Source organism: Antarcticibacterium sp. 1MA-6-2, assembly GCF_021535135.1.
Taxonomy (GTDB): domain Bacteria; phylum Bacteroidota; class Bacteroidia; order Flavobacteriales; family Flavobacteriaceae; genus Gillisia.
On the sequence record NZ_CP091036.1, the window covers coordinates 3,740,361 to 3,766,379 of the forward strand.

Annotated in this window: 16 protein-coding genes and 8 pseudogenes; 20 read left to right on the forward strand and 4 right to left on the reverse strand. The window is 38.5% G+C overall.

Features of this window, described 5'->3' with window-relative positions; genetic code table 11:
- Positions 1-4 precede the first annotated feature (4 nt).
- From LZ575_RS18975 to LZ575_RS19030, 13 genes and pseudogenes are all read left to right on the forward strand, one after another.
- Positions 5-1,703 (forward strand): annotated as a pseudogene (locus tag LZ575_RS18975) (ribulokinase).
- Positions 1,687-2,391: an L-ribulose-5-phosphate 4-epimerase gene (locus tag LZ575_RS18980; RefSeq protein WP_235326538.1), complete on the forward strand. Its 705-nt coding sequence runs from the start codon at positions 1,687-1,689 to the stop codon at positions 2,389-2,391. The pseudogene LZ575_RS18975 and the gene LZ575_RS18980 overlap by 17 nt, the downstream one beginning before the upstream one ends.
- Positions 2,392-2,418: 27 nt before the next feature.
- A pseudogene (gene araA, locus LZ575_RS18985) lies at positions 2,419-3,928 on the forward strand (L-arabinose isomerase).
- An 18-nt stretch (positions 3,929-3,946) separates the two neighbouring features.
- The gene (locus LZ575_RS23985; protein WP_311195858.1) at positions 3,947-4,702 is read left to right on the forward strand and encodes an aldose epimerase family protein; all 756 of its coding nucleotides are present in this window, start codon (positions 3,947-3,949) and stop codon (positions 4,700-4,702) included.
- A complete protein-coding gene (locus LZ575_RS23990; RefSeq protein WP_311195859.1) occupies positions 4,687-5,127 on the forward strand; it encodes a hypothetical protein in 441 nt (146 codons plus the stop codon). Before LZ575_RS23985 ends, LZ575_RS23990 begins: the two co-directional genes overlap by 16 nt.
- Before the next feature lie 4 nt (positions 5,128-5,131).
- Positions 5,132-6,752 (forward strand): annotated as a pseudogene (locus LZ575_RS18995) (sodium:solute symporter).
- 29 nt (positions 6,753-6,781) lie between these two features.
- A complete protein-coding gene (fsa, locus tag LZ575_RS19000) occupies positions 6,782-7,438 on the forward strand; it encodes a fructose-6-phosphate aldolase (RefSeq protein WP_235326540.1) in 657 nt (218 codons plus the stop codon).
- Positions 7,439-8,285 (forward strand): annotated as a pseudogene (locus LZ575_RS19005) (transketolase).
- 59 nt (positions 8,286-8,344) lie between these two features.
- Positions 8,345-9,306 (forward strand): annotated as a pseudogene (locus LZ575_RS19010) (transketolase family protein).
- 460 nt (positions 9,307-9,766) lie between these two features.
- Positions 9,767-10,522 carry a DUF1080 domain-containing protein gene (locus LZ575_RS19015; RefSeq protein WP_235326542.1) on the forward strand — a complete coding sequence of 252 codons (756 nt, stop codon included), beginning with the start codon at positions 9,767-9,769 and terminating at the stop codon, positions 10,520-10,522.
- A gap of 132 nt (positions 10,523-10,654) precedes the next feature.
- On the forward strand, positions 10,655-11,023 hold the full coding sequence (locus tag LZ575_RS19020) for a transmembrane 220 family protein (RefSeq protein ID WP_235326544.1): 369 nt from the start codon (positions 10,655-10,657) through the stop codon (positions 11,021-11,023).
- A gap of 127 nt (positions 11,024-11,150) precedes the next feature.
- Positions 11,151-11,765 (forward strand): sugar MFS transporter, encoded by a 615-nt coding sequence (locus LZ575_RS19025; protein ID WP_235326546.1) that lies wholly within the window; start codon positions 11,151-11,153, stop codon positions 11,763-11,765.
- Positions 11,720-12,382, forward strand: coding sequence for a sugar MFS transporter (locus LZ575_RS19030; RefSeq protein WP_235326548.1), 663 nt, complete (start codon positions 11,720-11,722; stop codon positions 12,380-12,382). The genes LZ575_RS19025 and LZ575_RS19030 overlap by 46 nt, the downstream gene beginning before the upstream one ends.
- A gap of 216 nt (positions 12,383-12,598) precedes the next feature.
- On the opposite strand, the pseudogene LZ575_RS22970 reads toward LZ575_RS19030, so the two are convergent.
- A pseudogene (locus LZ575_RS22970) lies at positions 12,599-13,741 on the reverse strand (Gfo/Idh/MocA family protein).
- Positions 13,742-14,139: 398 nt separating this feature from the next.
- On the opposite strand from LZ575_RS22970, the gene LZ575_RS19045 reads away from it, so the two are divergent.
- The 3 genes from LZ575_RS19045 to LZ575_RS19055 all read left to right on the forward strand — a co-directional run bounded on the left by LZ575_RS19045 (position 14,140) and on the right by LZ575_RS19055 (position 20,938).
- Complete coding sequence (locus LZ575_RS19045; RefSeq protein ID WP_235326552.1) at positions 14,140-17,586, forward strand: ThuA domain-containing protein; 3,447 nt, start codon at positions 14,140-14,142, stop codon at positions 17,584-17,586.
- Between the two features lie 415 nt (positions 17,587-18,001).
- Positions 18,002-19,960 (forward strand): sialate O-acetylesterase, encoded by a 1,959-nt coding sequence (locus LZ575_RS19050; protein WP_235326554.1) that lies wholly within the window; start codon positions 18,002-18,004, stop codon positions 19,958-19,960.
- A 495-nt stretch (positions 19,961-20,455) separates the two neighbouring features.
- Positions 20,456-20,938 carry a hypothetical protein gene (locus LZ575_RS19055; RefSeq protein WP_235326556.1) on the forward strand — a complete coding sequence of 161 codons (483 nt, stop codon included), beginning with the start codon at positions 20,456-20,458 and terminating at the stop codon, positions 20,936-20,938.
- Positions 20,939-21,169: 231 nt separating this feature from the next.
- On the opposite strand, the gene LZ575_RS19060 is transcribed toward LZ575_RS19055, so the two are convergent.
- Both LZ575_RS19060 and LZ575_RS19065 read right to left on the reverse strand, forming a co-directional pair.
- Positions 21,170-21,796: a glycosyltransferase family 2 protein gene (locus LZ575_RS19060; protein WP_409187176.1), complete on the reverse strand. Its 627-nt coding sequence runs from the start codon at positions 21,794-21,796 to the stop codon at positions 21,170-21,172.
- On the reverse strand, positions 21,681-22,391 hold the full coding sequence (locus tag LZ575_RS19065) for a glycosyltransferase (RefSeq protein WP_235326560.1): 711 nt from the start codon (positions 22,389-22,391) through the stop codon (positions 21,681-21,683). The genes LZ575_RS19060 and LZ575_RS19065 overlap by 116 nt, the downstream gene beginning before the upstream one ends.
- 11 nt (positions 22,392-22,402) lie before the next feature.
- Between LZ575_RS19065 and ruvC the strand changes: the two genes are divergently transcribed.
- The 4 genes and pseudogenes from ruvC to LZ575_RS19080 all read left to right on the forward strand — a co-directional run bounded on the left by ruvC (position 22,403) and on the right by LZ575_RS19080 (position 25,046).
- Entirely contained in the window at positions 22,403-22,954 is a 552-nt protein-coding gene (ruvC, locus tag LZ575_RS19070; protein ID WP_235326562.1) for a crossover junction endodeoxyribonuclease RuvC, read from the forward strand.
- Positions 22,955-23,020: 66 nt separating this feature from the next.
- Positions 23,021-23,450: pseudogene (locus LZ575_RS24415) on the forward strand (radical SAM protein); the annotation flags it as partial.
- A 486-nt stretch (positions 23,451-23,936) separates the two neighbouring features.
- Positions 23,937-24,137 carry a hypothetical protein gene (locus LZ575_RS24420; RefSeq protein WP_409187226.1) on the forward strand — a complete coding sequence of 67 codons (201 nt, stop codon included), beginning with the start codon at positions 23,937-23,939 and terminating at the stop codon, positions 24,135-24,137.
- A 162-nt stretch (positions 24,138-24,299) separates the two neighbouring features.
- Positions 24,300-25,046 carry a cyclase family protein gene (locus LZ575_RS19080; RefSeq protein ID WP_235326564.1) on the forward strand — a complete coding sequence of 249 codons (747 nt, stop codon included), beginning with the start codon at positions 24,300-24,302 and terminating at the stop codon, positions 25,044-25,046.
- A 67-nt stretch (positions 25,047-25,113) separates the two neighbouring features.
- Here the strand turns inward: LZ575_RS19080 and tsf are convergent.
- Positions 25,114-25,937: pseudogene (gene tsf, locus LZ575_RS19085) on the reverse strand (translation elongation factor Ts).
- Positions 25,938-26,019: the final 82 nt, after the last annotated feature.

Consider the following 26,019-nt stretch of genomic DNA (forward strand, 5'->3'; position numbering starts at 1 on the left):
TAGAATGGAAAAATATGTAATAGGAGTAGATTATGGAACAGACTCAGTACGATCTGTATTAATAGACTCTTCCAGTGGTAAAGAGCTGGCCACCGCCGTTCACCTTTATAAACGATGGCAGGAACAAAAATTTTGTGATCCGGGATCAAACAGGTTCAGGCAACATCCTCTGGATCATATAGAAGGTTTGGAATCAACTATAAGAAAGGTAGTGGAAAAAAGCGGAATTGATGCCCGGAAAGTATCTGGAATATGTATAGATACCACTGGTTCTTCTCCCATTGCGGTAACTAAAGATGGAACTCCTTTAGCCTTTGTTGAAGGTTTTGAAGAAAACCCAAACGCGATGATGGTGCTTTGGAAGGACCATACATCTATTGAGGAGGCCAATGAGATTAATGAATTGGCAGCAAACTGGGGTGGGGAAGATTTCACAAAGTATGAGGGTGGTATTTATTCTTCGGAATGGTTTTGGGCAAAGATCCTCCACATCATTAGAGAAGATGAGAAGGTAAAACACGCTGCCTATTCCTGGATGGAGCATTGTGATTTGATGACTTTTATACTTTCAGATAATCAGGATTTGGGAAGCTTTAAACGCAGCCGTTGTGCAGCTTAATCACAAAGCAATGTGGCATAAGGACTGGAATGGGTTACCACCTAAAGAATTCCTTGAAAAACTGGATCCATACCTGGGAGATCTTCGGGATCAACTATATGAGGAAACCTATACTTCCAATGAAGTTGCGGGTAATCTTAATGAGGAGTGGGCTAAAAAACTGGGCTTAAGCACAAATACTGTCATAGCAGTGGGAACTTTTGACGCTCACGCCGGGGCAGTAGGTGCTAAAATTGATGAGCACGCATTGGTACGGGTAATGGGGACTTCTACCTGTGATATTATTGTATCTTCAAAAGATAACCTTGGAGTTAAAACCGTAAAAGGAATTTGTGGACAGGTAGATGGCTCTGTAATCCCGGGAATGATTGGTCTGGAAGCAGGTCAGTCTGCGTTTGGAGATGTGCTTGCATGGTTCAGGAATGTACTTTCATGGCCCATAGACAAGCTGGTTTTAGAGTCCGGTATTTTATCTGAAGATCAAAAAGTAAAGCTGAAACAGGAAATAGATGATAACTTCATCAAAAAACTTTCAGAAGAAGCAGAAAAAATTGAGTTGTCTGAAAGTATTCCGGTTGCGTTGGACTGGATCAACGGCCGTAGAACACCAGATGCCAATCAGGAATTAAAAGCTGCAATAAGCAATCTTTCTTTAGGATCCAATGCACCGCACATTTTTAAGGCACTTATTAACGCCATATGTTTTGGTTCAAAAATGATCGTGGACCGCTTTGAAGAGGAAGGAGTGCGAATTGATACTGTTATTGGAATTGGAGGGGTGGCAAGAAAATCACCTTATATTATGCAAACCCTCGCCAATGTTCTTAATAAGCCTATTAAAATTGCCGAGTCTGATGAAGCTCCGGCTTTGGGTGCGGCCATTTATGCTGCTGTGGCTGCAAATTTGTACCCCAATGTAGTAGAGGCAGCGAAGGTACTGGGAAGTAACTTTGAAGCAGAATATCATCCCCAGGTAGATAAACTACAGGATTTGGAGCAACATCTTAAATCATACCAGAATTTGAGTTCTTTTATGGAAGAGACTATTAACCAAAATAAACAAAGGCATGCCGTCAAAATTTAAAGAACTAAAGCAGGAATGCTACGAAGCTAACATGCAGTTGAATGCTCTAAACCTGGTAATATATACATTCGGAAACGTTAGTGCTGTAGATCGTGATAGAAATGTATTTGCAATAAAACCCAGCGGAGTACCTTACGAGGATCTAAAACCTGAAAATATAGTCATTCTGGACTTTGACAATAATATAATTGAAGGTGAAATGCGCCCCTCATCAGATACTAAAACACACTCTTTTCTTTATAAGAATTGGAAAGATATTGGAGGTGTTGCTCATACACACGCCACTTACTCGGTAGCCTGGGCTCAGGCACAAAAAGACATTCCAATTTTTGGCACCACCCATGCCGATCATCTTACAAAGGATATTCCCTGTGCTGCTCCAATGAGCGATGATCTAATTGAAGGAAATTATGAACATAACACCGGGATCCAGATTTTGGACTGTTTTAAAGAAAAAGAACTTTCTTATAAAGAAGTGGAAATGGTTCTTATTGGGAATCACGGTCCCTTTACCTGGGGGAAAAATGCCGCTAAAGCAGTTTATAATTCAAAAGTGCTGGAAGAAGTGGCACGTATGGCATTTTTAACCCTGCAAATAAATCCTGAAGCACCCAGGTTAAAAGATTCCCTTATTAAAAAACACTATGAGCGTAAACATGGCAAAAACGCTTATTACGGCCAAAAATAAAATAATACTAATTCCAATCAAATCTTAATGATTAAAATAGAAGAAAAGGAAATCTGGTTTGTTACCGGAAGTCAACACCTTTACGGAGAAGAAACCCTAAAACAGGTAGCAAAAAATTCTGAAGCTATAGTTAATGGTTTGAATGTTTCTAAGGATATTCCTGTAAGAATCGTACATAAAGATACGGTCAAAACCCCAGATGAAATTGCACACCTGTTTCAACTCGCCAACGCTGAGAAAAAATGTATAGGTATTATTGCCTGGATGCATACCTTTTCTCCTGCTAAAATGTGGATAAGAGGCTTAAATATTCTCGATAAACCTATATGTCACTTGCATACTCAATTTAATGCTGAAATTCCCTGGGAAAGTATTGATATGGATTTTATGAACCTTAACCAGTCAGCCCATGGCGACAGGGAATTTGGTTTTATAATGACCCGTATGCGTAAGAAAAGAAAAGTAGTAGTAGGACATTGGGAATCAAACCGGGTTCAGAAAAAGCTGGGTATATGGTCACGCGTCGTGTTAGGTTGGGATGAACTTCAACATTTAAAGGTGGCCCGTATTGGAGACAACATGCGGGAAGTGGCTGTAACCGAGGGAGACAAAGTAGGTGCGCAAATGCGTTTTGGGATGTCCGTTAACGGTTATGACTCTTCCGATGTTGTAAAACATATTAAGGCCGTTAAAGAAGAAGATGTAAACAAGCTTCTTGCTGAATATGAATCTTCCTATGCTCTCTCTAATGTGCTTAAAGAAGGTGGGGAGCAAAGAAGTTCTTTAGTTGATGCAGCCAGAATAGAAATAGGTTTAAGAGCCTTTCTGGAAGAAGGTGGATTTAAAGCTTTTACTGATACGTTTGAAAACCTTGGAGAATTAAAGCAGTTGCCGGGAATAGCTGTTCAAAGACTAATGGCCGATGGTTATGGTTTTGGGGCTGAAGGAGACTGGAAAACGGCAGCTCTATTACGTGCAATGAAAGTAATGGCTACAGGATTAGAAGGTGGGACTTCATTTATGGAAGATTATACTTATCATTTTACTCCTCAAAAATCCTATGTTTTAGGTTCCCACATGCTGGAGATTTGTCCTTCAATAGCCGATGCTAAACCTTCCTGTGAAATTCATCCTTTAGGAATTGGAGGAAAACAGGATCCGGTAAGGTTAGTTTTTAACTCTCCTGAAGGTGCAGCTTTAAATGCATCACTGGTAGATATTGGAAACCTAGTTCAGGCTTATTGTAAATGAAGTGGAAGCTGTTAAACCTGAAGGGGAATTACCTAACTTACCTGTAGCACGTGTCCTTTGGGATCCTAAACCCGATCTTGATACTGCTGCTACAGCCTGGATCCTATCGGGAGGTGCACATCATACAGTTTATACCCAGGCTTTAACTACAGAGTTTCTTGAAGATTTTGCTGATATTGCCGGAATAGAACTTTTAGTAATTGATCAAAAAACCAGTATTAGAGATTATAAGGATAGAATTAATGCCAATGAAGCTTACTTTCATTTGTTTCAACACAGGATGTAAAACTAAATAACCACAATTATGAAAAAACTAAACAAACCACTTTCTTTTTTGATCATTCTGAGTCTGGCTTTAATGTCTGTACAGTGTAAAAACGAAAAAAAAGAAGTTAATGATGATGTTACAAATATGGAAGATAGCAATGTAATTAAAAAGAGAGATTATGGGACAACCCCCAGTGGTGAAAAAGTAGATCACTATACCCTGTCCAATGAAAACGGTATGGAGGTTGAAATTATTACCTATGGAGGCCGTATTACATCCTTAAAAGCGCCTGATAAAAATGGTCAATTAGAGAATGTGGTTTTAGGTTTTGATTCTTTGAGTCAGTACACCTCAAATAATCCTTTTTTTGGAGCATTAATTGGTCGTTACGGAAATAGAATAGGAAAAGGAAAATTTACTTTGGATGGAGAAGAATATACCCTGCCCAAAAATGATGGTGAAAATCATCTTCATGGGGGGGATAAAGGATTTGATAAAGTGGTTTGGACAGCTGAAGAACCTGGAAAAGATTCAAATTCACTTAAATTAACCTACATCAGTGAAGATATGGAACAAGGGTATCCCGGTAGGCTGGAAACTGTTGTTACCTACACCCTTAATGATGATAATTCCCTGGATGTTCTTTATGAAGCGACAACAGATAAGAAAACCGTAGTCAATTTAACACAGCACGCTTATTTTAATTTATCGGCTAATTTTGATGAGCCAATCCTTGATCATGTTGTGGAAATTAATGCCGACAGTATCGTGCTTAGATGGATGAAAAATTGATTCCTACCGGGGAGATAAAAGCAGTGGCAGGTACACCTTTTGATTTTACCGAGCCCAGAGTTGTAGGAGAAAAAATTGAAGAAGAAGATATTCAATTAAAAAGAGGTTTAGGTTATGATCATTGCTGGGTGCTAAACGAGCAGGATAATGGAGTAAGATTTGCCGCTTCTGCACATCATCCTGCCAGCGGTCGGTTTTTGGAAGTCTTTACAGATGAACCCGGTATTCAGTTCTACACTGGGAATTTTCTGGATGGCACTTTGCCACAAGCTGGCGGAGAGGGAACTTATGATAGAAGGACAGGTTTCTGTCTCGAAACTCAACATTATCCCGATTCCCCAAATCAGGAAAATTTTCCTTCCGTAGTATTGGAACCGGGAGAAAAATATACTTCTAAAACTTCCTTTAAGTTTTCTGTAAAATAGGGCTATGATACCATTAGATTTATACGATTGGATAGCAATAGGGCTATACTTTTTAATCCTTGCGGGGATCGTAGTTTGGGTAATAGCCAAAAAACAGGAGAATACAGAAGATTATTTCCTCGCTTAGCCGAAATGTAGGCTGGTTTGTTGTAGGGGCATCAATATTTGCATCTAATATAGGTTCGGAACACGTGGTTGGGCTGGCAGGAGCAGGGGCAGGAGATAAACTCCCTATGTTAATTTATGAGATTCAGGCTTGGGTAGTACTTATTCTGGGATGGGTATTCCTGCCTTTTTATAAGCGAAGTGGGGTATTCACTATGCCCGAATTTCTGGAAAAAAGGTTTGATGCGAGATCGAGATGGGTGCTCTCTATTTTTTCTATTATAGCTTATGTGCTTACTAAAATATCGGTGACTATATATGCAGGTGGAGTTGTAGTATCGGCTTTGCTGGGAATAGATTTTTGGACAGGGGCAATAGCGACCGTACTTTTAACGGGAATCTATACCGTTTTAGGAGGAATGAAGGCTGTTGTTTATACTGAGACCTTGCAGGCTATGATCCTTGTTCTTGGAGCTGGTGCCTTAACTTTTATAGGTCTTGATGCTGTTGGGGGATGGGAAAGCATGAAAGAAACTGTCTCACCGGAATATCTCAATATGTGGCGACCTGCCACTGATCCTGATTTTCCCTGGCCTTCTCTTTTAATAACAAGTACAATTGTAGGGATTTGGTACTGGTGTACCGATCAATATATTGTACAACGAACTCTTACGGCAAGAAATATAAAAGAAGGAAGACGAGGTACTATTTTTGGCGCTCTCCTAAAGTTACTTCCTGTATTCCTGTTCCTCATTCCCGGTATTATTGCTTTAACCCTTAAAATGAGAGGAGAATTACATTGGGATAGTCCAGATGAAGCATTTCCAGTTTTAATGAGTAATTTATTACCTTCAGGATTAAGAGGATTGGTTGCGGCGGGTCTTTTAGCTGCACTAATGAGCTCTCTGGCTTCAGTATTTAATTCCTGTTCTACACTCTTTACTGTAGATATTTATAAAAAATTAAAACCAAATACTCCGGAGAAAAAACTGGTAAGAACAGGACAAATTGCCACCGTAATAATTGTTATCATTGGAATTCTATGGATACCCATTATGGCTAACATTTCGGGAGTACTTTATGAGTATCTGCAGTCTGTACAATCTTATATTGCACCTCCTATAACGGCAGTTTTCCTACTGGGAATTTTCTACAAGAGGATCAATGGATTAGGTGCTTTTGTGACTCTTGTTGTTGGTCTTCTCGTTGGGGCAGCGAGAATTGTGCTGGAATTGATTAAAGATGATCTGGATCCAAATGGGGTGCTGTATGTTATTGGAAGTGCAAATTTCCTTTCTTTTGGAGCCTGGTTCTTCTTGTTTTGTGTAATTCTGGTAACAGTGGTTAGCTGGTTAAGCTCAGTTCCTACAGTAGAAAAAATAAGAAACCTTACCTTCCAAACCATTTCTGCAGAAGACAAGGTGGAGAACAGAGCCAGTTATAATTGGAAAGATATTGCATTTTCTGTACTTATTCTTGCTGCTGTTGCGTGGGTAATGATTATTTTTAACGGGCAATAATAAATTAATAAATTGTAAATTAAAATTAAATGAAATTTTTTATAGACACGGCGAACCTTGATCAGATTAGGGAAGCTCAGGCTCTTGGAGTGCTGGATGGTGTAACTACCAATCCTTCATTAATGGCAAAGGAAGGTATTACAGGAAAAGAGAATATCTTACAGCACTACCTTCACATTTGTGATATCGTAGATGGCGATGTTTCTGCTGAAGTAGTTGCAACAGATTTTGACAATATTGTAAAAGAAGGAGAAGAGCTGGCGAAACTACATAAACAAATTGTGGTAAAAGTTCCGATGATAAAAGAGGGCATAAAAGCTATAAAATATTTTTCTGATAAAGGGATACGCACCAACTGTACGCTCGTATTTTCTGCAGGACAGGCACTACTCGCTGCAAAGGCAGGAGCTACTTATGTTTCTCCTTTTATTGGAAGGCTGGATGATATTTCAACAGATGGTCTTGATCTTATAGCAGATATTAGACTTATATATGATAATTACGGCTTTGAAACCGAAATACTGGCTGCCTCCGTAAGACATACCATGCACGTAATTAACTGTGCTAAACTTGGTGCCGATGTAATGACAGGTCCTTTATCTTCCATTGAAGGTTTACTTAAGCATCCACTTACCGACAGCGGACTTGAAAAATTTCTGGAAGACGCTAAATCTTTTAAATTATAAATCATGAATATTCAACAATTAGAAGACTTTGCTACCCAGGTGCGAAGAGATATTTTAAGACAGGTACATAAGGTAAATTCTGGTCATCCAGGAGGTTCTTTGGGATGTACCGAATTTTTTACAGTGCTATACCAGGAAATCCTTAAACACGATCCTTCTTTTAATATGGACGGGAAAGGGGAGGACCTCTTTTTTCTTTCAAACGGCCATATTTCACTAGGTCTTTTATAGTGTGCTCGCCAGGAGTGGTTACTTTCCTGTAGAAGAATTACACACCTTTCGATTAATTGATTCCCGTTTACAGGGGCATCCTACCACACATGAAGGATTGCCAGGTGTAAGGGTTGCATCGGGTTCTTTGGGCCAGGGAATGTCTGTAGCTATTGGTGCAGCTTTGGGCAAAAAGCTCGACAATGATGACAGGACTGTTTACAGTCTCCATGGCGACGGGGAATTACAGGAAGGGCAAAACTGGGAGGCTATAATGTATGCAGCCGGAAATAATGTAGATAATTTAATTTCTACCATTGACTTAAATGGGCAACAAATAGACGGCAGTACAGAAAATGTTTTGCCTTTAGGAAACCTCCGGGCAAAATTTGAAGCCTTCGGTTGGGAGGTTATGGAAATTGAAAATGGAAACAGCATTCAGGAAGTGGCAGATGGTCTAAAAGAAGCAAAATCGCGAACAGGTAAAGGAAAACCTGTATGTATTCTTATGCATACAGAAATGGGTCACGGGGTAGATTTTATGATGTATACCCACGCCTGGCACGGGAAAGCTCCAAATGACGAACAACTTGAAAAAGCATTAGCCCAAAATCCAGAAACTTTAGGGGATTATTAGATCTTAAAGCAAAGAGGAGATTGTAGATAAAGTAAATGCCATAATGATATTAAAATAAAATGAAAAAATATACATATACAGAAACGAATGATACCAGAAGCGGATTTGGCGACGGTCTTACTGAACTGGGAAGGAACAACCCTAATGTGGTTGCTCTTTGTGCCGATTTGATAGGATCTCTAAAAATGCAGGATTTTATAGATGAAAACCCAAATCGCTTTTTTCAGGTAGGAATTGCTGAAGCAAATATGATGGGTATTGCCGCAGGTTTGAGCATTAGCGGAAAAATTCCTTTCACTAAGTACATTTGCAAATTTTTCCACAGGGAGAGTTTATGACCAGATCCGTCAGTCTATTGCTTACTCTGGAAAGAATGTAAAGATTTGCGCTTCTCACGCAGGACTTACTCTAGGGGAAGACGGTGCTACCCATCAAATCCTGGAAGATATTGGATTGATGAAGATGCTACCGGGGATGGTAGTTATCAATCCTTGTGATTACAATCAAACAAAAGCAGCGACCATTGCCATTGCTGATTATGACGGGCTAAGTATACTTAAGATTTGGCCGTCCTAAAGTTCCTGTTTTTACAGATCCCGATCAAAAATTTGAAGTGGGAAAGGCAGTTATGTTCAATGAAGGTAGTGACGTAACAATTATAGCTACAGGACATTTAGTTTGGGAAGCAATACAGGCTGCGGAAAAACTTGAAGAAAAAGGAATTTCAGCGGAAGTTATTAATATCCACACTATTAAACCATTAGACGAAGAGGCGATCCTTAAATCGGTTAAAAAAACAGGTTGTGTGGTAACAGCAGAAGAACATAATTATTTAGGAGGCCTTGGAGAAAGTGTCGCTGGTTTTCTGTCCAGAAGTTTACCTACTCCCCAGGAATTCATAGCAACTCAGGACACCTTTGGGGAAAGCGGAATCCCTGAAAAGTTAATGGAAAAGTACGGGCTCAACAGTGATGCAATTATAAAGGCAGCAGAAAAAGTGTTAAAGAGAAAGGCAAAATAGATCAAAATTTTTCCTGAATAATGTTTAAAATAGTTTCAGAAAATACTTCGAATACTTGTTTTCTGAAACTATTTTGAAATTTTTACCTGGTCCCATAAATTTTAGAAAATTAGGGAAGGTTTAGAAATAATGTGGATAAAAATTTAAGACACTTAGAGTAATTCAGCTTGCTCAGAAGGTAGAGTATTTCCGAATTTATTATTCAACAAGTTGTCACTAGACAAGGTTTTTTGCTAATAAAATTCTTTGCGGGAAAGATTACGAAGAACGAATAGGAGATAAATGGAAATCTTATTACAGGTTTAATCTAAGGTTAATTAAGGTCAGAATAATTGATTAATTCACCCATACCATGTTCTGCATCTTTTGCAGGAACTATTTTAAAAGTTTACTGAACAAAAAAAAACTCGTTTAATAAATTGTAACATTTACCCCAATATATCTTTTAATTAAATTTGATATGAGAAAAATGATTTCCGGAGTTTTTATAAGCTGCTCCTTCTTTTTAATGAGTCACGATATCAAGGCTCAAAAAACAGAACTTCCACCCGAAGCAACAGAATTTTATAAACCTGTACCCCCGGTCATTTCTTCGGGTAAATCTACAACTACACCTCCTGGTGATGCTATTGTTCTTTTTGATGGAACAAATCTCTCTTCCTGGGAAGGTGAGAGAGAAGGTGCTGAGGCTAAGTGGATTGTAGAACAAGGAAATATGACCGTAAATCCTGGAACAGGAGGAATAAAAACGAAACAGGGTTTTGGTGACATTCAACTCCACCTGGAATGGCGTTCTCCCTCTCAAATTAAGGGAGAAGGACAGGGAAGAGGAAATAGTGGAGTTTTTATTATGGGAAAATACGAGTTGCAAATCCTGGATTCATATGAGAACAACACTTACACTAATGGACAGGCCGGGAGTATTTATAAACAATCTCCTCCTCTTGTTAATGCGACCAATCCACCCGGGGAATGGAACACTTATGATGTAATTTTTACTGCTCCCAGGTTTAATGACAAAGGAATGCTTGTAACACCTGCGAGAATAACTGTCTTACACAACGGTGTTTTGGTTCAGAATAATTTTGAATTACGCGGTCCTACAGAATATATAGGAATTCCTAATTATACAGCACACGAGGATAAATTGCCTATTCATCTTCAGGATCATGGTAACCCGGTTAGTTTCCGGAATATCTGGGTGAGGGAACTTTAAAAGTATAATCTATTATTCATGATTTAAAAGCTGCAATCTGGAGGTTGTTTTTGCGTCCCTGGTTGTAAGTAACTTCAAACTGAAAAGGCATGAAAATAAAATATTTTTTAAAATTAAAATAATCCCCCTGGTATGTTGTTTATTATTTTAAATGCCCTCTTTTGTATAGCCTTTGCAGGGTTTGCATATGTGAATTTAAATGACAGAGACTCTTTCCTTTGGGTACCAATTTATTTAATTGCATCAATAGCCTGTGGACTGGCAATGTTTGAAATGTATTTTCCTGTATTTTATCTTGTCGTCATAAGTTTTTATTTAGGTTATGCAATAAAATTGTTTTTTGAAAAAGATGGAGTGCTTGACTGGATAACGAAGTATAAACAAGAAAGTATTGTTCAAAGCATGCAGGCCACAAAACCACATATTGAGAAGGCACGGGAATTTTTTGGCTTATTAATTATTAGTGCTGCCCTGGCTATAAATTACTTTATAGCTATTTAAAAAGAGTATACATAGAAATTTCACTGAGTATTTTTTTAATGACCACCAGGTTTATTTAAGTTCTGTTTTTTTACTTCTAGTTTCCTGGATTGGAAATATTTTCTTCTAATCATCTAAACCGAAATTCATGAATGAGACCATTAACAAAAACGCTTTATTTTATGGGAGTTGCTTTGCACTCATAACCACTGCATTTTCTTTTTCCATAAGAGCAGGAATACTTCCTCAATTAGGTAATGAGTTTGGACTTTCCGCTGAACAGTTAGGATTTATTAATTCCATGTGGTTCCTTGGAATGCCTATTTCTATGATCATAGGAGGATTGGTTTATCATTCATTCGGCCCCAGGAATATAATGATAGTGGCTTTTGTAACGCATACTCTCGGAATTATTTTGACCATTTATGCAGGAGGGTATACAGGCTTACTTCTATCTACGCTTTTAATTGGATTTGGGAATGGATGTACTGAGGCTGCGTGTAACCCGATGATTGCAGATATGTATACCGGGGTAAGAATGAATAAGATGTTGAATAGATTCCATATGTGGTTTCCGGGCGGAATCTTCTTAGGTGCCTTAATTTCTAAATTCATGACAGATTCAGGTCTTTCCTGGCAGGTGCAAATGTGGATCATTATGGTGCCAACTATAATTTACGCTGTAATGTTTTTGGAAAAACTTTTCCTCGTCCAAAAGTGGAAGGAGCAACTTCTCTTGCTCAAAACTTTAAGGCCATGTTAAGTCCTCTTTATATTTTTCTGTTTGTATGTATGGCCCTTACAGCAATTTCAGAGTTTGGTCCCAACCAGTGGGTGACAATAATCCTGAGTAGCAGCGGTGCAGAACCTATGATCATATTAGCACTTACTACTGGGCTTATGGCAGTTGCGAGATATTTTGGGGGACCTGTGGTAGGAAAAATGGGCCAAACAGGAGTTTTACTAATCTCTGCAATTTTAGCTACAATTGGAATTTATATGTTTAGTACAGTTACCGGACCTATGGCTTATGTGGCGGCTGTAATATTTGCCATAGGGATAAGTTATTTTTGGCCTGTAATGGTAGGTGCTGTCGCACAAAGGGTACCATTGAGCAGTGCCTTGGGAATGTCTGTTATTGGTGGTGTGGGAATGTTCTCTACTGCTATTTTTCAACCTATAATTGGAAGCTGGATTGATAACGCAATGGAAGATAATCGGGCCGCGGGCCTTGCAGGAGACGCATTGGAGCTGGCTGCAGGTCAGGATACTCTCGAAAAAATGATAGCCTTTCCAGCTATTTTGATCGTCTTATTTACAATTCTATTTTTCTGGCAAAAAAACACAAAACAAGAAACAGTAGTAGGCGCTAATCACTAAAGATAGTTGCCTTTAAAAAGGGTTGTTAAAAAAAAGCGATCAAGCTAGGTAAAGTTTGGCTTGATCGCTTTTTTATTTAACGCTAATAGCTAACTGTTTGGAGGTGCTTCTCCTGTTCTTTGGAGAAATTAAGATTTTTCGGAATTATAAAAATCTCCGGTTCAAAATATTCCAACCTCCGGGGTTAGTGGCCAGGGTGATGACTTATAAATATTTTTACTCATCAATTTCTACCCAAACATTGCCATTCTTATGGGATTCTACCGTTTTTTCAATAAAGTTCATTCCCCGAATGCCGTCTCGCATTGTTGGAAATTCGGCTGGATCGTAATCTTCATTTTTAATTGCTTTAGCAACCCCTTTGTAGATATTTCCCATAGAATCAAAAATTCCTTCAGGATGTCCAGGAGGGAGTTTAGTTCCTTCAAGTGAAAGTTTACTGTTATACGAGTGCCCCGGCTTCAATACCTGTATTGGTTGCCCATCTACCATGTGGTAGAGGTAGTTTGGATTTTCCTGTTCCCATTTCAGGCCTCCTTTTTCTCCATATACACTTATCGAAAGATTATTCTCCTCACCTAGGTTGCAATTTGGCTGGATCTAATGATGCCTTTCACATAATCTGAGAATCGGATTAAAATGGTTCCGTCTATATCAAGTTTATTATCCTCATAAAGATAGTTTAGGTCTGCCAGAATTTCTTTTACCTGAAGACCACTAACAAATTCTACCATATTAAAAGCGTGGGTCCCGATATCTCCCACACAACTACTTATACCTGCTTTCTTTGGATCTAGGCGCCAAACTGTGGAACGTTTTTCCTGATCATGAACTATTTCATTAATCCAGCCCTGATAGTATTGTGCATCTATTTTATGAATTTTCCCTATTTCTCCTGCGGCAATTAACTTTCTCATTTGCCTTACCATTGGATAATCCAGTATAGGTATAGGTAACGGCAAAAATAGCTTTTGAATTTTGAAGAGTCTGTTCTAATATTTTTGCTTCTTTATAAGTGGTAGTAAGAGGTTTTTCACAAATCACGTGAAAACCATTCTCCAGCAGTTTTTTGGCCATAGGAAAATGGAGAAAGTTGGGAGTTAAGACTGAGATTACCTGAATTCTTTCCTCTTGCGGTAGTTTTGCTTCTTCTTCAATAAGGGAATCGATATCTTTATAAACCCTATCTGTTCTTAATCCTATTTCTTTGGCAAAAGCAATACTTTCACTTAGTTCAGGGTTGAAAACGCCACCTACTAATTCGTAACGATCGAACATTGCAGAAGCTACGCGATGAAGAACCCCGATAAGGGAATCACCACCACCACCAACTATTCCTAATTTGATTTTAACACCCATTTTTTTCTTGTTTTATATTTTTTTGAATTACAATAATCGGTGACAATTTAATAAACCTAATGCACATTCATTAATTTGAACCAGTAAAAATATTAATTATTATTAAGATCGTTTAAAGCTGAAAAATGGAAAAATATTTAAAGTTTCAAAAAAAAATAATAATAACCATCTTAAGTAGAAAAAGAGAATTAAGGAGGATTTTACCCTTTAAATTAGTTTAAAAATGAGAGATCTTGTCTAATTAAACTTCAGAAATAATATTTGTAACAAAATGTTTTTGCAAAAATTGCATATATCATTGCAAAAATTTTTATTATTGTCATATATACTATAACCCCCCCCCCCCCCCCCCCCCCACCTTAGGTATAATTTTTCAGGATAAAATATTTGCGAATAAGATGAACTTAAAGAATTTATTACCTGTATCGTTTTTTATTATTGGTTTGCTCTTTTCCGGTTGTTCCAGTAATAGCGAGAGGCGTGCGGGGGAACCCCGGGTGTTAGTTTTTACGAAAACAACGGGATTTAAACATGCTTCTATTCCCGATGGAGTTAAAGCTGTTCAGGAACTTGGTAAGGAACACGGTTTTAAAGTAGATACTACATCGATTTCGGCAAAATTTGTGGAAGATACTTTAAAGCAATATTCTGCTGTTATTTTCATGAGTACTACGGGGGATATTTTGAATACCCGGGAGCAGGTCGAGTTTCAGCGTTACATTCAGGCAGGAGGGGGATATGTGGGAGTTCATGGTGCTGTTGATTCAGAATACAACTGGCCGTGGTACGGAAAGTTAATTGGCGCATATTTTAAAAATCATCCTGCCATTCAGGAAGCGAAACTAGATATACATGCCGATAAAAAATTTGAAATTACAGAATCTCTACCAAACCCCTGGGTAAGAACTGACGAATGGTATAATTTTATATCACTTCCTGAAAATGTTAACGTCCTGGTGAGTATTGATGAAGAAAGTTATGAAGGCGGAGAAAATGGAGAAGAGCATCCTGTGGTTTGGTATCACGAATATGATGGTGGCAGAGGATTCTATATGGCACTGGGGCATACGCCGGAATCGTACAAAGATCCTGATTTTTTAAACTTATTAAAAGCCGGAATTGATTATGCTATTGGGGAAAACAACGAATTAGATTATGGAAAGGCAACAGCTTTAAAGGTGCCGGAAGAAAATCGTTTTTCTAAGGAAATTCTGGCAGAAGGGCTGGATGAACCAACAGAATTGACAGTTCTTCCAAACCTGGATATACTAATTGCAGAAAGAAAAGGAGCAATAAAATATTATAGTGCAGGTAGCCAAACTCTTTCAGTTGTGGCGAATATGGATGTGTATTATAAGGCTCTTGAAGCGAAGGTGAATGTCGAATTTGGAGTGTTGGGAATGCAAGCCGATCCAGACTTTTCTACCAATAACTGGATTTACCTGTATTACTCTCCAGTAGATAAATCGGTAGATCGTTTGTCCAGGTTTAAATTCATGAACGGAAATTTTGATCTGGATTCAGAACAGGTGATCCTTGAGGTAGAAACTACCCGGGAAATATTTTGCCATACGGGGGGATCAATAGCATTTGACTCCAATGGAAATCTCTTTCTTTCTACCGGAGACAATACTACTCCCTTCGATGAGATTAACCCGGAAACCGGAAAAACATATCCCATTAACTCCCACGGTTTTGCTCCTCTGGATGATCGACCCGGATTGGAAAATTATGACGCCCGTCGTTCCAGCGGCAATTCTGCTGATCTTCGTGGAAAGATTATACGTATAAAAGTCAATGAAGACGGATCTTATAGTATCCCGGAGGGAAATCTTTTTCCAAAAGACGATCCTAAAGTACGTCCTGAGATTTTCGTAATGGGAACCCGGAATCCATATCGAATTTCAGTAGATAAAAAGACAGACTATTTATATTGGGGTGAGGTAGGTCCAGATGCAAATAATGACAGCCTTGCTACCCGGGGACCCCGTGGATATGATGAAATTAATCAGGCAAGAAAAGCCGGGAATTTCGGGTGGCCTTATTTTATAGGAAAAAATTATCCTTATCGGGAATATAATTATAAAACAGGAGAATCAGGACAGGCTTTTAATCCCGAAGGTCCTGGTAACAATTCCCGCAATAATACAGGTTTAATAGAACTTCCACCGGGACAAGCAGCTTTTATTGAATATCCTTATACTGTTTCCCGTGAATTTCCGGTTCTGGGGAACGGGGGCCGTACTTCCATGGCTAGTCCTATATATCATGTAAATGATTTTCCTGAAGATAAAAGATTCCCACAATACTATGATGGTAAATTTTTTATATATGACTGGGTGCGGGATTGGATAATGGCTGTAACAATGAGTGAAAACGGAGATTTGGAAGCTATAGAACCATTTATGGAAAATACCGTTTTTCGGGCCATTAGTGATATGGAAGTAGGTCCCGATGGGCAAATTTATGTGGTGGAATACGGAAAAGGCTGGTATTCCCAAAATCCTGGAGCAGCACTTTCAGTACTTAAATACAACAGTGGCAACCGCCCCCCGGTAGTCAAATATACGCTGGATCAAGATGCTGAGGCCGTGCCACTAAATATAAAAGCTTCAGCAGAAGGTACATTTGATCCTGATGGTGATAAGTTAAAGTATGTATGGGATTTAGGCAATGGGTCGAAGAAAAAGACTAAGGATCCCTACATTGAACATACTTACAATGAAAGTGGAATCTATAATGTTTCTTTAACTGTTATAGATGAACAAAATACTACATCAAGAAGTGAGGAGATCCAGGTATTTGCAGGGAACAGCCGCCCACAAATTAATATAGACGTTGCCGGAAATTCCACTTTCTATTTTCCGGGTAAAGCAATTAACTATAATGTTGAAGTAAAGGATCCCGAAGATGGAGAACTGGGACCGGAAGATTTACAGGCCAGAGGTTATGTAAAAGCAGATTATTTGGAAAGTTCAGATCAGGCTGCACTTCATAGCTCAACACTTCAGTCTATGGCTAAGGGTCTTCCCGGAAAAACTAAAATTGAGTCTTTGGATTGTGTGGCGTGTCATAAAGCAGATGAAAAATCTATAGGGCCATCTTATAAGGAAATGGCAAAACGTTACAAAAATAATCCGGAAGCAATGAACTTCCTGCCGCAAACTATTATAAAAGGAGGTAGTGGCAATTGGGGTCAAATGGCGATGGCTGCACATCCTGACCTTCCGTTATCTGATGCCAAAGAAATTGTTACTTATATCTTATCACTGGCTAACGAGGATATACAGGAGAAGAGTATGCCAATGAAAGGTTCTTTTATTCCTTCAGAAAAATTCCAATTGAAACCTCAAGGTGATATCCTAATTTCAGCATCTTATGCAGATAAAGGCTTTAATAAGCTGCCTTCGCTTACAAAAATGGAAAATTATGTTCTCCGTAATCCATTAATTAAATTGGAAACAGGAGAAACATCTTCTGGTATTTCCAATATGACTATGGGAGGTAAGGAGATCAAAGTAATAAATGAGGACAATAGCTGGATCAAATTTCCTCAAATCAGTCTCTATGATGTGAATGCGGTGCAGGTGAGTTATGGGATGAGAGAAACTACAGGAAAGGGATGGAAAATGGAAATGCGACTTGGGAATCCCGAGGGAGAATTGCTGGGGGAACAAATTCTGGGAGTAGGAGTAGAGGTGCGTAAACCTTCCCAGGCTACTCTTAAAGTATTGCGGGATGTACAGGATACAAAACTTCAGGATGTGTATTTTGTTTTTAAAAGAATAGGTTCGGAAGAACAGGCAAGTGTGGGAATTATTGATCTCCTTTTAGAAGCTGAATAATCTATGGGAACATCAAATTTTTCTGAATTGTAAGAACCAGAAAATTATAAGAAATAGGGACTATAGCTATATATGGGATATATGCTAACAACTACAAACAATAGCAATTAAAATTGGATTAAAGTTGCGTGATTTAGTGAATGCAAATCTAAAAGCTGTTTTGACTCCTCAAAGCAAAAGTGGCAGAGAGGTATGGATAAAGCTGTAAAATATATTTTATGTAATTCACCTTCACAGTAAAAATTACATCTGGTAAAAACATTAAAAGATATATTTAGCAGAAAGAGGTCTGTTACGGCGAAAAATTATATTAAAAAAGAGTTTTACTGATGACACTTCATTAGGATCTCCTATTGTATGGAAGTGAATCAGAAAGAGAAATCATTTTCAGAGTGAGCTAAAAAAATTTATTGTAATGAAACAAGTACTTGTAATATTCACCTTAATCCTAACAGCTTCTATTTCCACCTGTTTAGCAGAAGTAAAACTTCCCGAAATTATTAGCGACGGTCTTGTACTTCAAAGGAATGCCGAAATTCCTGTATGGGGATGGGCCGATCCTGACGAGCGAATTAGCCTCACTTTTAAGGGAAAGGAGTATAAAACGAGGGCATCGGCCGGGGGGAAATGGAGTATTAAGCTCCCCAAAATGAAAGCGGGAGGTCCCTTTACTATGATTATTGCAGGTAAGAATAGAATTGAAGTTAAAGATGTATTGATAGGTGATGTTTGGCTTGCCGCAGGACAATCTAATATGGTACATCAAATGGACATCCATGATGTTACATATGCCCGGGAGATTGCCACAGCCAATTATCCTGAAATACGGCATTTTAAAGTGCCTACTGCCACCGCACTTTCAGGACCTCAAAAGGATCTTCCCGGTGGGGAATGGCAAAAAGCAGTGGGTGAAGAATTGAGACCATTCTCTGCTGTCGCATATTTTTTCGCAAAAAAGATCTATGAAAAGCATCAAATTCCGATAGGACTAATTAACGCAAGTGTTGGCGGTACTCCCATCGAGGCCTGGATACCTGAAGAAGGATTTAATACATTTCCGGAAATTTCAGAAATTATTAAAGAAAATAAGGACACTGCATTTGTAAATAATCAAATGAGAAATCCTTCATCCTTTAACCAACCCTCAAGTAAATCATCAGACAAAGGTTTAACTGGAGAAGTACCCTGGTTTGATGTGAATTTTACACCAAAGAACTGGAGGAGAATAAACATTCCCGGATATTGGGAAGATCAGGGAGTGAGAGATTTAAACGGAGTGGTTTGGTATCGCCGGGAAATAGAACTTCCTGAATCCATGGCAGGTAACGAAGCTACAGTATTCCTTGGGCGAATTGTGGACGCTGATGAGTTATACATTAACGGTACCAAAGTGGGAAATACCACTTATCAATATCCGCAAAGAAGATATGACGTTCCGGCTGACCTGCTCAAATCCGGTAAGAACACTTTTGTTATAAGAGTAACCAATAACTCAGGTAAAGGCGGTTTCGTACCGGACAAGCCCTATTACATTTTTACAAATAAAGATACTGTAGATCTTAAGGGGTATTGGCAGTACAAAGTGGGAGAAGTATTTGCTCCATTTGACTATTCCTTCTTTTCAAGAAATAATGAGGATGAGCCGCGGCCAAGAAGGATAAATCCTCAGAACGAACCCACGGCACTCTATAACGCCATGGTAGCTCCCTTTACCAAAATTTCATTAAAAGGAATTCTTTGGTACCAGGGGGAGAGCAATACGGGAAACCCTCAAACTTATGAGTCCTATATGGATGCTCTCATCAATGGCTGGAGAGAGGTCTTTAATTCATCTGGTATTCCTTTTATTTATGCGCAGCTACCTAATTTCATGGATGTAAATTACATGCCTTCGGAAAGTAATTGGGCTGAATTAAGGGAATCTCAACTTAAGGCTCTCTCTTCCCCCAATACCGCTATGACAGTGAATATAGATTTAGGAGAATGGAATGACATACATCCTGACAACAAGAAAGACGTGGGAGAACGGATGGCCCTTGCCGCTCAAAAACTTGCTTATGGAGAGGATGTCGTTTTCTCTGGGCCTCTTTATAAAGATTATAAAATCGAAGGAAATAAAGTAATAATTTCATTTTCTAATATTGGTAGCGGCCTGGTTACAGATGATGGTGAGGATCCAGGTGAGTTTGCAATCGCAGGAGAGGATAAAAAATTTGTTTGGGCAAAAACGAAGATAGAAGGTGACAACGTGATCGTTTGGAGTGAAGATGTTCCAAATCCAAAATACGTCCGTTATGCCTGGGCAGATAATCCCGACAATCCTAATTTGCAAAATAAAGAAGGATTGCCTGCATCTCCATTCAGGATCAAGTAACTTTTTTGGGTTGTTATAATCATTCTTATTTTATAAGAATTCCATACCAGAGACAGATTTTTGAAATAGGTTATTTATCCTTATCAACTAAATATTATAACACGCCATAATCATTAATCTGGATTTTTATCTGCTATAAAATCTTTTTCAATGTGTACACATATAAGAGCGGGAGTTGCTGATGACATTCAAATTGCCAAAAAGGAAATTTATCTGAATTAAGGTTATTCGAAAACCGTGGATAATGGTTGTTAGCGTTCGGGTAGATTTGTAAAATTCAGGATTTATAAAATGGATGTATTGATTTGGGATGGTGAAATGCTTTAAAAATGCACATTTTTTAACCTATTAATACCAAACTGCGACCACCAATGAAAAAATCTTTACTATAATAGGAGGAAAATAAGATGTCGCAGGTAAAAATGTTATTTGTCTAGGCGTGTTGGTTATGATTTCGCTATTTTTGACTTATAATCAAAGCATCAAAATTAGCCCATGAGAATCCTTTTTCTACTGTTTTTATTTTTTGTTACAGTGGGTTGTGAAAATTTTGAAACCCGTAAAATTTCTTCGGAAGAAGTGCTGGATCAGGAGTCCAAAAGCCTTAACTGGAAAGAAGTAGATGAGTATCCCGCTTTTGAAAACTGCAAAAATATTACTGAAATTGAACGAGCCAGAAATTGCTTTGAACGCACAATGGCAAATTCCATCTACGCTTATCTTGAAAAGCAGGAGCCGATAGTGACTGAAGCAATAGACGATACAGTTGTTCTTTATTTGCAAATTGCCAAAAATGGTCGTCCTGCAATTGATTCTATACACCTGGATACTACAGTTACCAATCAGTTGCCTGATATAAAATTATGGCTTCAGCAAAGCGTTGATTCCCTCCCCAAAATCCACCCCGCAAGCAAAAGAGGTATCCCTGTATCAAGCACCTATAGAATGCCGATAGTTATTAAGGCTGAAGAGAACTAAGCTTTTTTTAGTGGAGAGAGGAGAGTGGAAAGAGGATAGGTTATTCCAGTTTGCACCAATGAATTCCCCTCCACCGGAGGGGTGTCCGCCCCGGCGGACGTGGTGGTCCTTAACTGGTCCCAACTTTCCTTATTTGATTTCGCACCTCTAACGTCTAACTTCGCACTTCGTATTTCTAACTTCGTATTTCTAACTTCGTACTTCTAACTTCGTACTTCTAACTTCACTTTTCTACCTTACAAACCTTCTGCCTTTCCACTCAAATCCTTTAAAAAGAGAAAGTACAACTACGTAAACAGAAAAGAATGGGTAAAGAATACTACTCCAAAGAAAGTGCTGTAGGACATCTCTTCTTCTGAAAAATTTTGCTGCCTGAAAAATTAAAAGCAGATCGAAAATGAACTTCAGGAAAAAGCTTAAAACCAAAACTTCCGGGTCAACAGAGTCAAATAATACAAAAATTCCACCTGTCAATATCCACAGATTCATAAGCAGGATCACCAGGCCGAGAGTTTTTGCAAAGAAGCTTTTATATGCAGGTGTTTTTGCTGCCCAGCGAATGCGTTGAGAAATTAATGAATTAATATCAGGTTGAGGTTTGGTAAAAACCGTTGCCTCTCTCGATTTTAGAAAAGCTACAGGAAAATGATGTGCAGTGAATTTTTGAAGTAAAAAAACATCATCCCCACTGGAAATATTTTCATTTCCTGAAAATCCTTCAACTTCTAAAAAAGCGGTTTTTTTATAACATAGGTTTGCACCATTGCACATAAATGGCAAATTCAACCCAAATCCTCCTGCCCCCGCTGCCTGCAGACTCATAAAATCCATTTTCTGAAAAGCCTGAAAATATTTCATCCCTTTTGAAGGAAGATAATCTACTAAGTCCAGCTATAAAACTGGCGCCACTCTTAACAAGGCTGTTGTTGAAATGATTCAGCCAAAGTTCACCAACTACACAATCCGCATCAGTAGTTATAATATATTCATATTGGGAATATTTTATTCCTTCATTAATAGCATCTTTTTTGGGCGAATTTGTTTTTCTTAAGTTGTTAAGAAGCTTCACCCTAAGGTGAGGATGATCCTCCTTAAATGAGATGCAGAGTGGTTCAGAATCATCACCGGATTCATCATCTATAAGAATAATTTCAAACAGTTCTTCCGGGTATACAATTTTAGAAAGGGATAAAAATAAGCCGGGAAGATTTTGAGCTTCGTTTCGATAGGGGATAATGACCGAAAATCTTTTTTCAGGTTCTGAATATATTTTTTCAACTTCAGGAATCCTTCTCCAGCCAATATATAGGGCTCCAATGAGCAGGCAATATAAAGCTGTAATAAGAATTGAAAAGAAGATCATCCGGGTGCCGTAAGTGCGGCTTAAAGGTAAGAATAGCTCCTTATAAATGCTTAGCTTTGTAGTGCCTTTTGGAGTAGGCGGTAAATCCACAATTTAAGCTTTTGAAGACCGAAAGAATTATTTTAGGAATAGATCCGGGAACAACGATAATGGGTTTTGGACTTATAAAAGTCGAGAATAAAACCATGACTTTTCTTCAGCTGAATGAGTTGCAGTTGAGTAAGTATACAGATCCTTATGTGAAACTGAAATGTATTTTTGAGCGTACCATTGAACTTATTGAAACCTATAATCCTGATGAAATTGCAATTGAAGCACCTTTCTTCGGAAAGAATGTGCAATCAATGCTAAAGTTGGGAAGGGCACAGGGAGTAGCAATGGCAGCAGGATTGTCACGTCAAATTCCCATAACCGAATACCTTCCGAAGAAAATTAAAATGGCCATTACAGGAAATGGAAATGCCAGTAAAGAACAGGTAGCAAAAATGCTCCAGAGTCTGCTAAAACTGAAAGAACTTCCTAAAAATCTCGACTCTACAGACGGACTTGCTGCTGCAGTTTGCCATTTTTACAATTCGGGTAAAGTTGAAATTGGCAAAAGCTACACAGGTTGGGATGCTTTTGTAAAGCAAAATCAGGATAAAGTCAGGTAGATTCTCAATACTCACTACTCAATACTCACTACTAAATAAATCTAATGGCTAAGCATTTACGTACATATTCCTTTCTGTAAACAAGCCTGTCACTACTGCGACTTTCATTTTTCTACTTCTATGAAGAAGAAGGATGAACTGGTTGATATGCTGTGCCGGGAACTGGAACGTCGGAAAAATGAGCTGGAGGGAAGTAAGGTGGAAACAATTTATTTTGGAGGCGGAACCCCTTCTTTACTCAATGCTGAAGAATTAGAGCAAATTTTTACTACGATCTACTCTTATTACGAAATTTCTGAAGATCCTGAAATCACTCTGGAAGCCAACCCCGATGATCTCGATGAGGAAAAGCTACAGGTTCTTAAGAATTCCGGTATTAACGCTTAGTATTGGAGTGCAGTCTTTTTTTGAAGAAGATCTAAAGATGATGAACAGGGCCCACAATGCGCGAGAGGCGATGGAAAGTCTGCAGCTGGCGAAGAGGTATTTTGACAACATTTCAATCGATCTTATATATGGAATTCCTGAAATGAGCGAGAGCCGCTGGAGGGAAAATATCCGGATAGCCCTGGACCTGGAGTTACCACATTTCTCCTGTTATGCCCTTACAGTAGAAGATAACACCGCCTTAAAAAAACTTATCCAAAAAGGAAGTATAAAACCTGTTGACGAGGATGCTGCCAAAGAGCATTTTGAGGTCCTGTTGCAAGTGCTGAAAGAAGCGGGTTATGTTCATTATGAATTTTCCAATTTTGGGAAGAAGGGATATTTTTCCAGGAATAACACAGCTTACTGGATGGGGAAATCTTATGTAGGCATAGGGCCATCAGCTCACAGCTATGACGGTAAAAACAGGAAGTGGAACGTTAGTAATAATTCGCTATATATTAAAGCTCTTCAGAAAGGAGAAATTCCGGCTGAGGTGGAAGAACTTTCTGTGACTGACAAATACAATGAATATGTAATGACGAGCCTTAGAACTATGTGGGGAATATCTCTGGAAGAGGTACAGCAGCGGTTTGGAAATTCTTACTTAGAGTATCTCATGGAGCAGGCACAGGGACCATTGAGGAAGGAGTTATTGATTATAGATGGAGACAAAATGCAAATTTCAGATAAAGGAAAATTCCTGAGCGATGGCATCGCTGCCGATTTGTTTTTGGTAAATTTGGATGAGGAATAAGAAGAGCGGGAGCAGGTAACGAGGAACCCTTCCGTCTTAATCAGCTAGTGCTGATTAAGCCACCTTCCCTTAAAAAAGGGAAGGAGCAAAGACCTCATAAACATTCCTCCTTTTTATAGGGATTGGCAGCCAAAGGAGGTATGTTAAGGCCTAAATTTTTCAATGAAAGCAGAAATAACCTACAACAATAAAAAATATAAAATTGATCTCTCCAGACCTCTGGATTGTTCTATTGGTTTAAGAGGAGACAATAAAAATCCTGTGGCCTGGTATCTTGATGCCCCAAAAATACAGGCTGTAAAAGGTGAAGGCTTTGTGGGTAAAGTAAGCGAGGGAGGATCAGTAAATTTTAATAGTATACATTTTAACCCGCATGCACATGCCACCCATACAGAATGTGTTGGACATATAACGAGGGAATTTATCAGCATAAATGAAAGCCTCAAAACTTTCTTTTTCACAGCCAGATTAATATCTGTTGAACCGGAAAGAAGAGGAGAGGACCACATCATTACTGAAGAACTGATCAGCAAAAAAGTAAAGCCCGGGGAAGTAGATGCTATAGTAATTAGAACTCTTCCCAATTATATTGAAAAACGGACCCGGCATTACTCACACACCAACTGGCCATACCTCTCTGAAGCCACAGCAAAATACATCAGGGATTGCGGAATAAAACATTTACTTATTGATCTGCCTTCCGTAGACAGGGAAGAGGACGGAGGCAAATTACTGGCACATAAAGCTTTTTGGGACTACCCAAAGAATACCAGGATCAATTCCACTATTACAGAACTTATTTATGTTCCTAATAAGATAGAAGACGGAGATTATTTACTTAATCTTCAGGTGGCATCTTTTGAAAATGATGCGGCACCTTCAAGGCCTGTTTTATATAAAATTGAATAAACAAAATTGCCGCTAAGTTGAAACCGACGGCAATTTTATATATTCTGAAAATCTTCAGAAGAAAAGATTATCCTAAAGCTACTCTTTCAAAAGCAACAATCTTAAGATCTTTGTCTAATGTTTTCACGTATTCAGAAACACTCATTTTGTTATCTTTAATGAAGTCCTGATTTACTAGAGTATTATCTTTAAAGAATCTTTTAATCTTACCTTTAGCAATATTGTCAAGCATTTCTTCTGGCTTTCCTTCTTCTCTTAATTGATCTTTAGCAATTTCAATTTCTTTATCGATTACAGTTTGGTCAACTCCTTCTTCATTAAGTGCCACAGGGTTCATTGCAGCAGCCTGCATAGATACGTCTTTTGCAACTTCTTCAGCACCGTCAACTTTTTTAGAAAGACCTGTTAGAACAGCGATCTTGTTACCTGCGTGAATATAAGATCCTACAAAAGGAGCTTCTAAACTACGGTAGTCACCTATTTCAATCTTTTCTCCAATAACACCTGTTTGCTCAGTAAGTTTGTCCTGAACAGAAATTCCTTTATAGTCAGCAGCAAGTAATTCTTCTTTTGAAGAAGTGTTAAGAGCCATGTCAGCAAGATCAGTCGCCAATTGAATGAAAGATTCGTTTTTGGCAACGAAGTCAGTTTCACAATTAAGAGAAACAATTACTCCTCTTGTAGAGTCGTCGTTTACTTTTGCAATAACAGCACCTTCAGTAGATTCTCTGTCGGCACGGTTTGCAGCTACTTTCTGTCCTTTTTTTCTAAGAACTTCAATAGCCTTGTCAAAATCTCCTTCAGCTTCAACTAAAGCTTTTTTACAATCCATCATACGCATAACGTAGACTTTCTTAATTTATTTACTTCTGCGGCGGTTATATTTGCCATGACGTTTAAAATATTTTTAGTTTATAAAGAATGAGCCGCTTAGTTTTTTTAGAAAAGAAAACTAAACGACTCATGTTTTTAA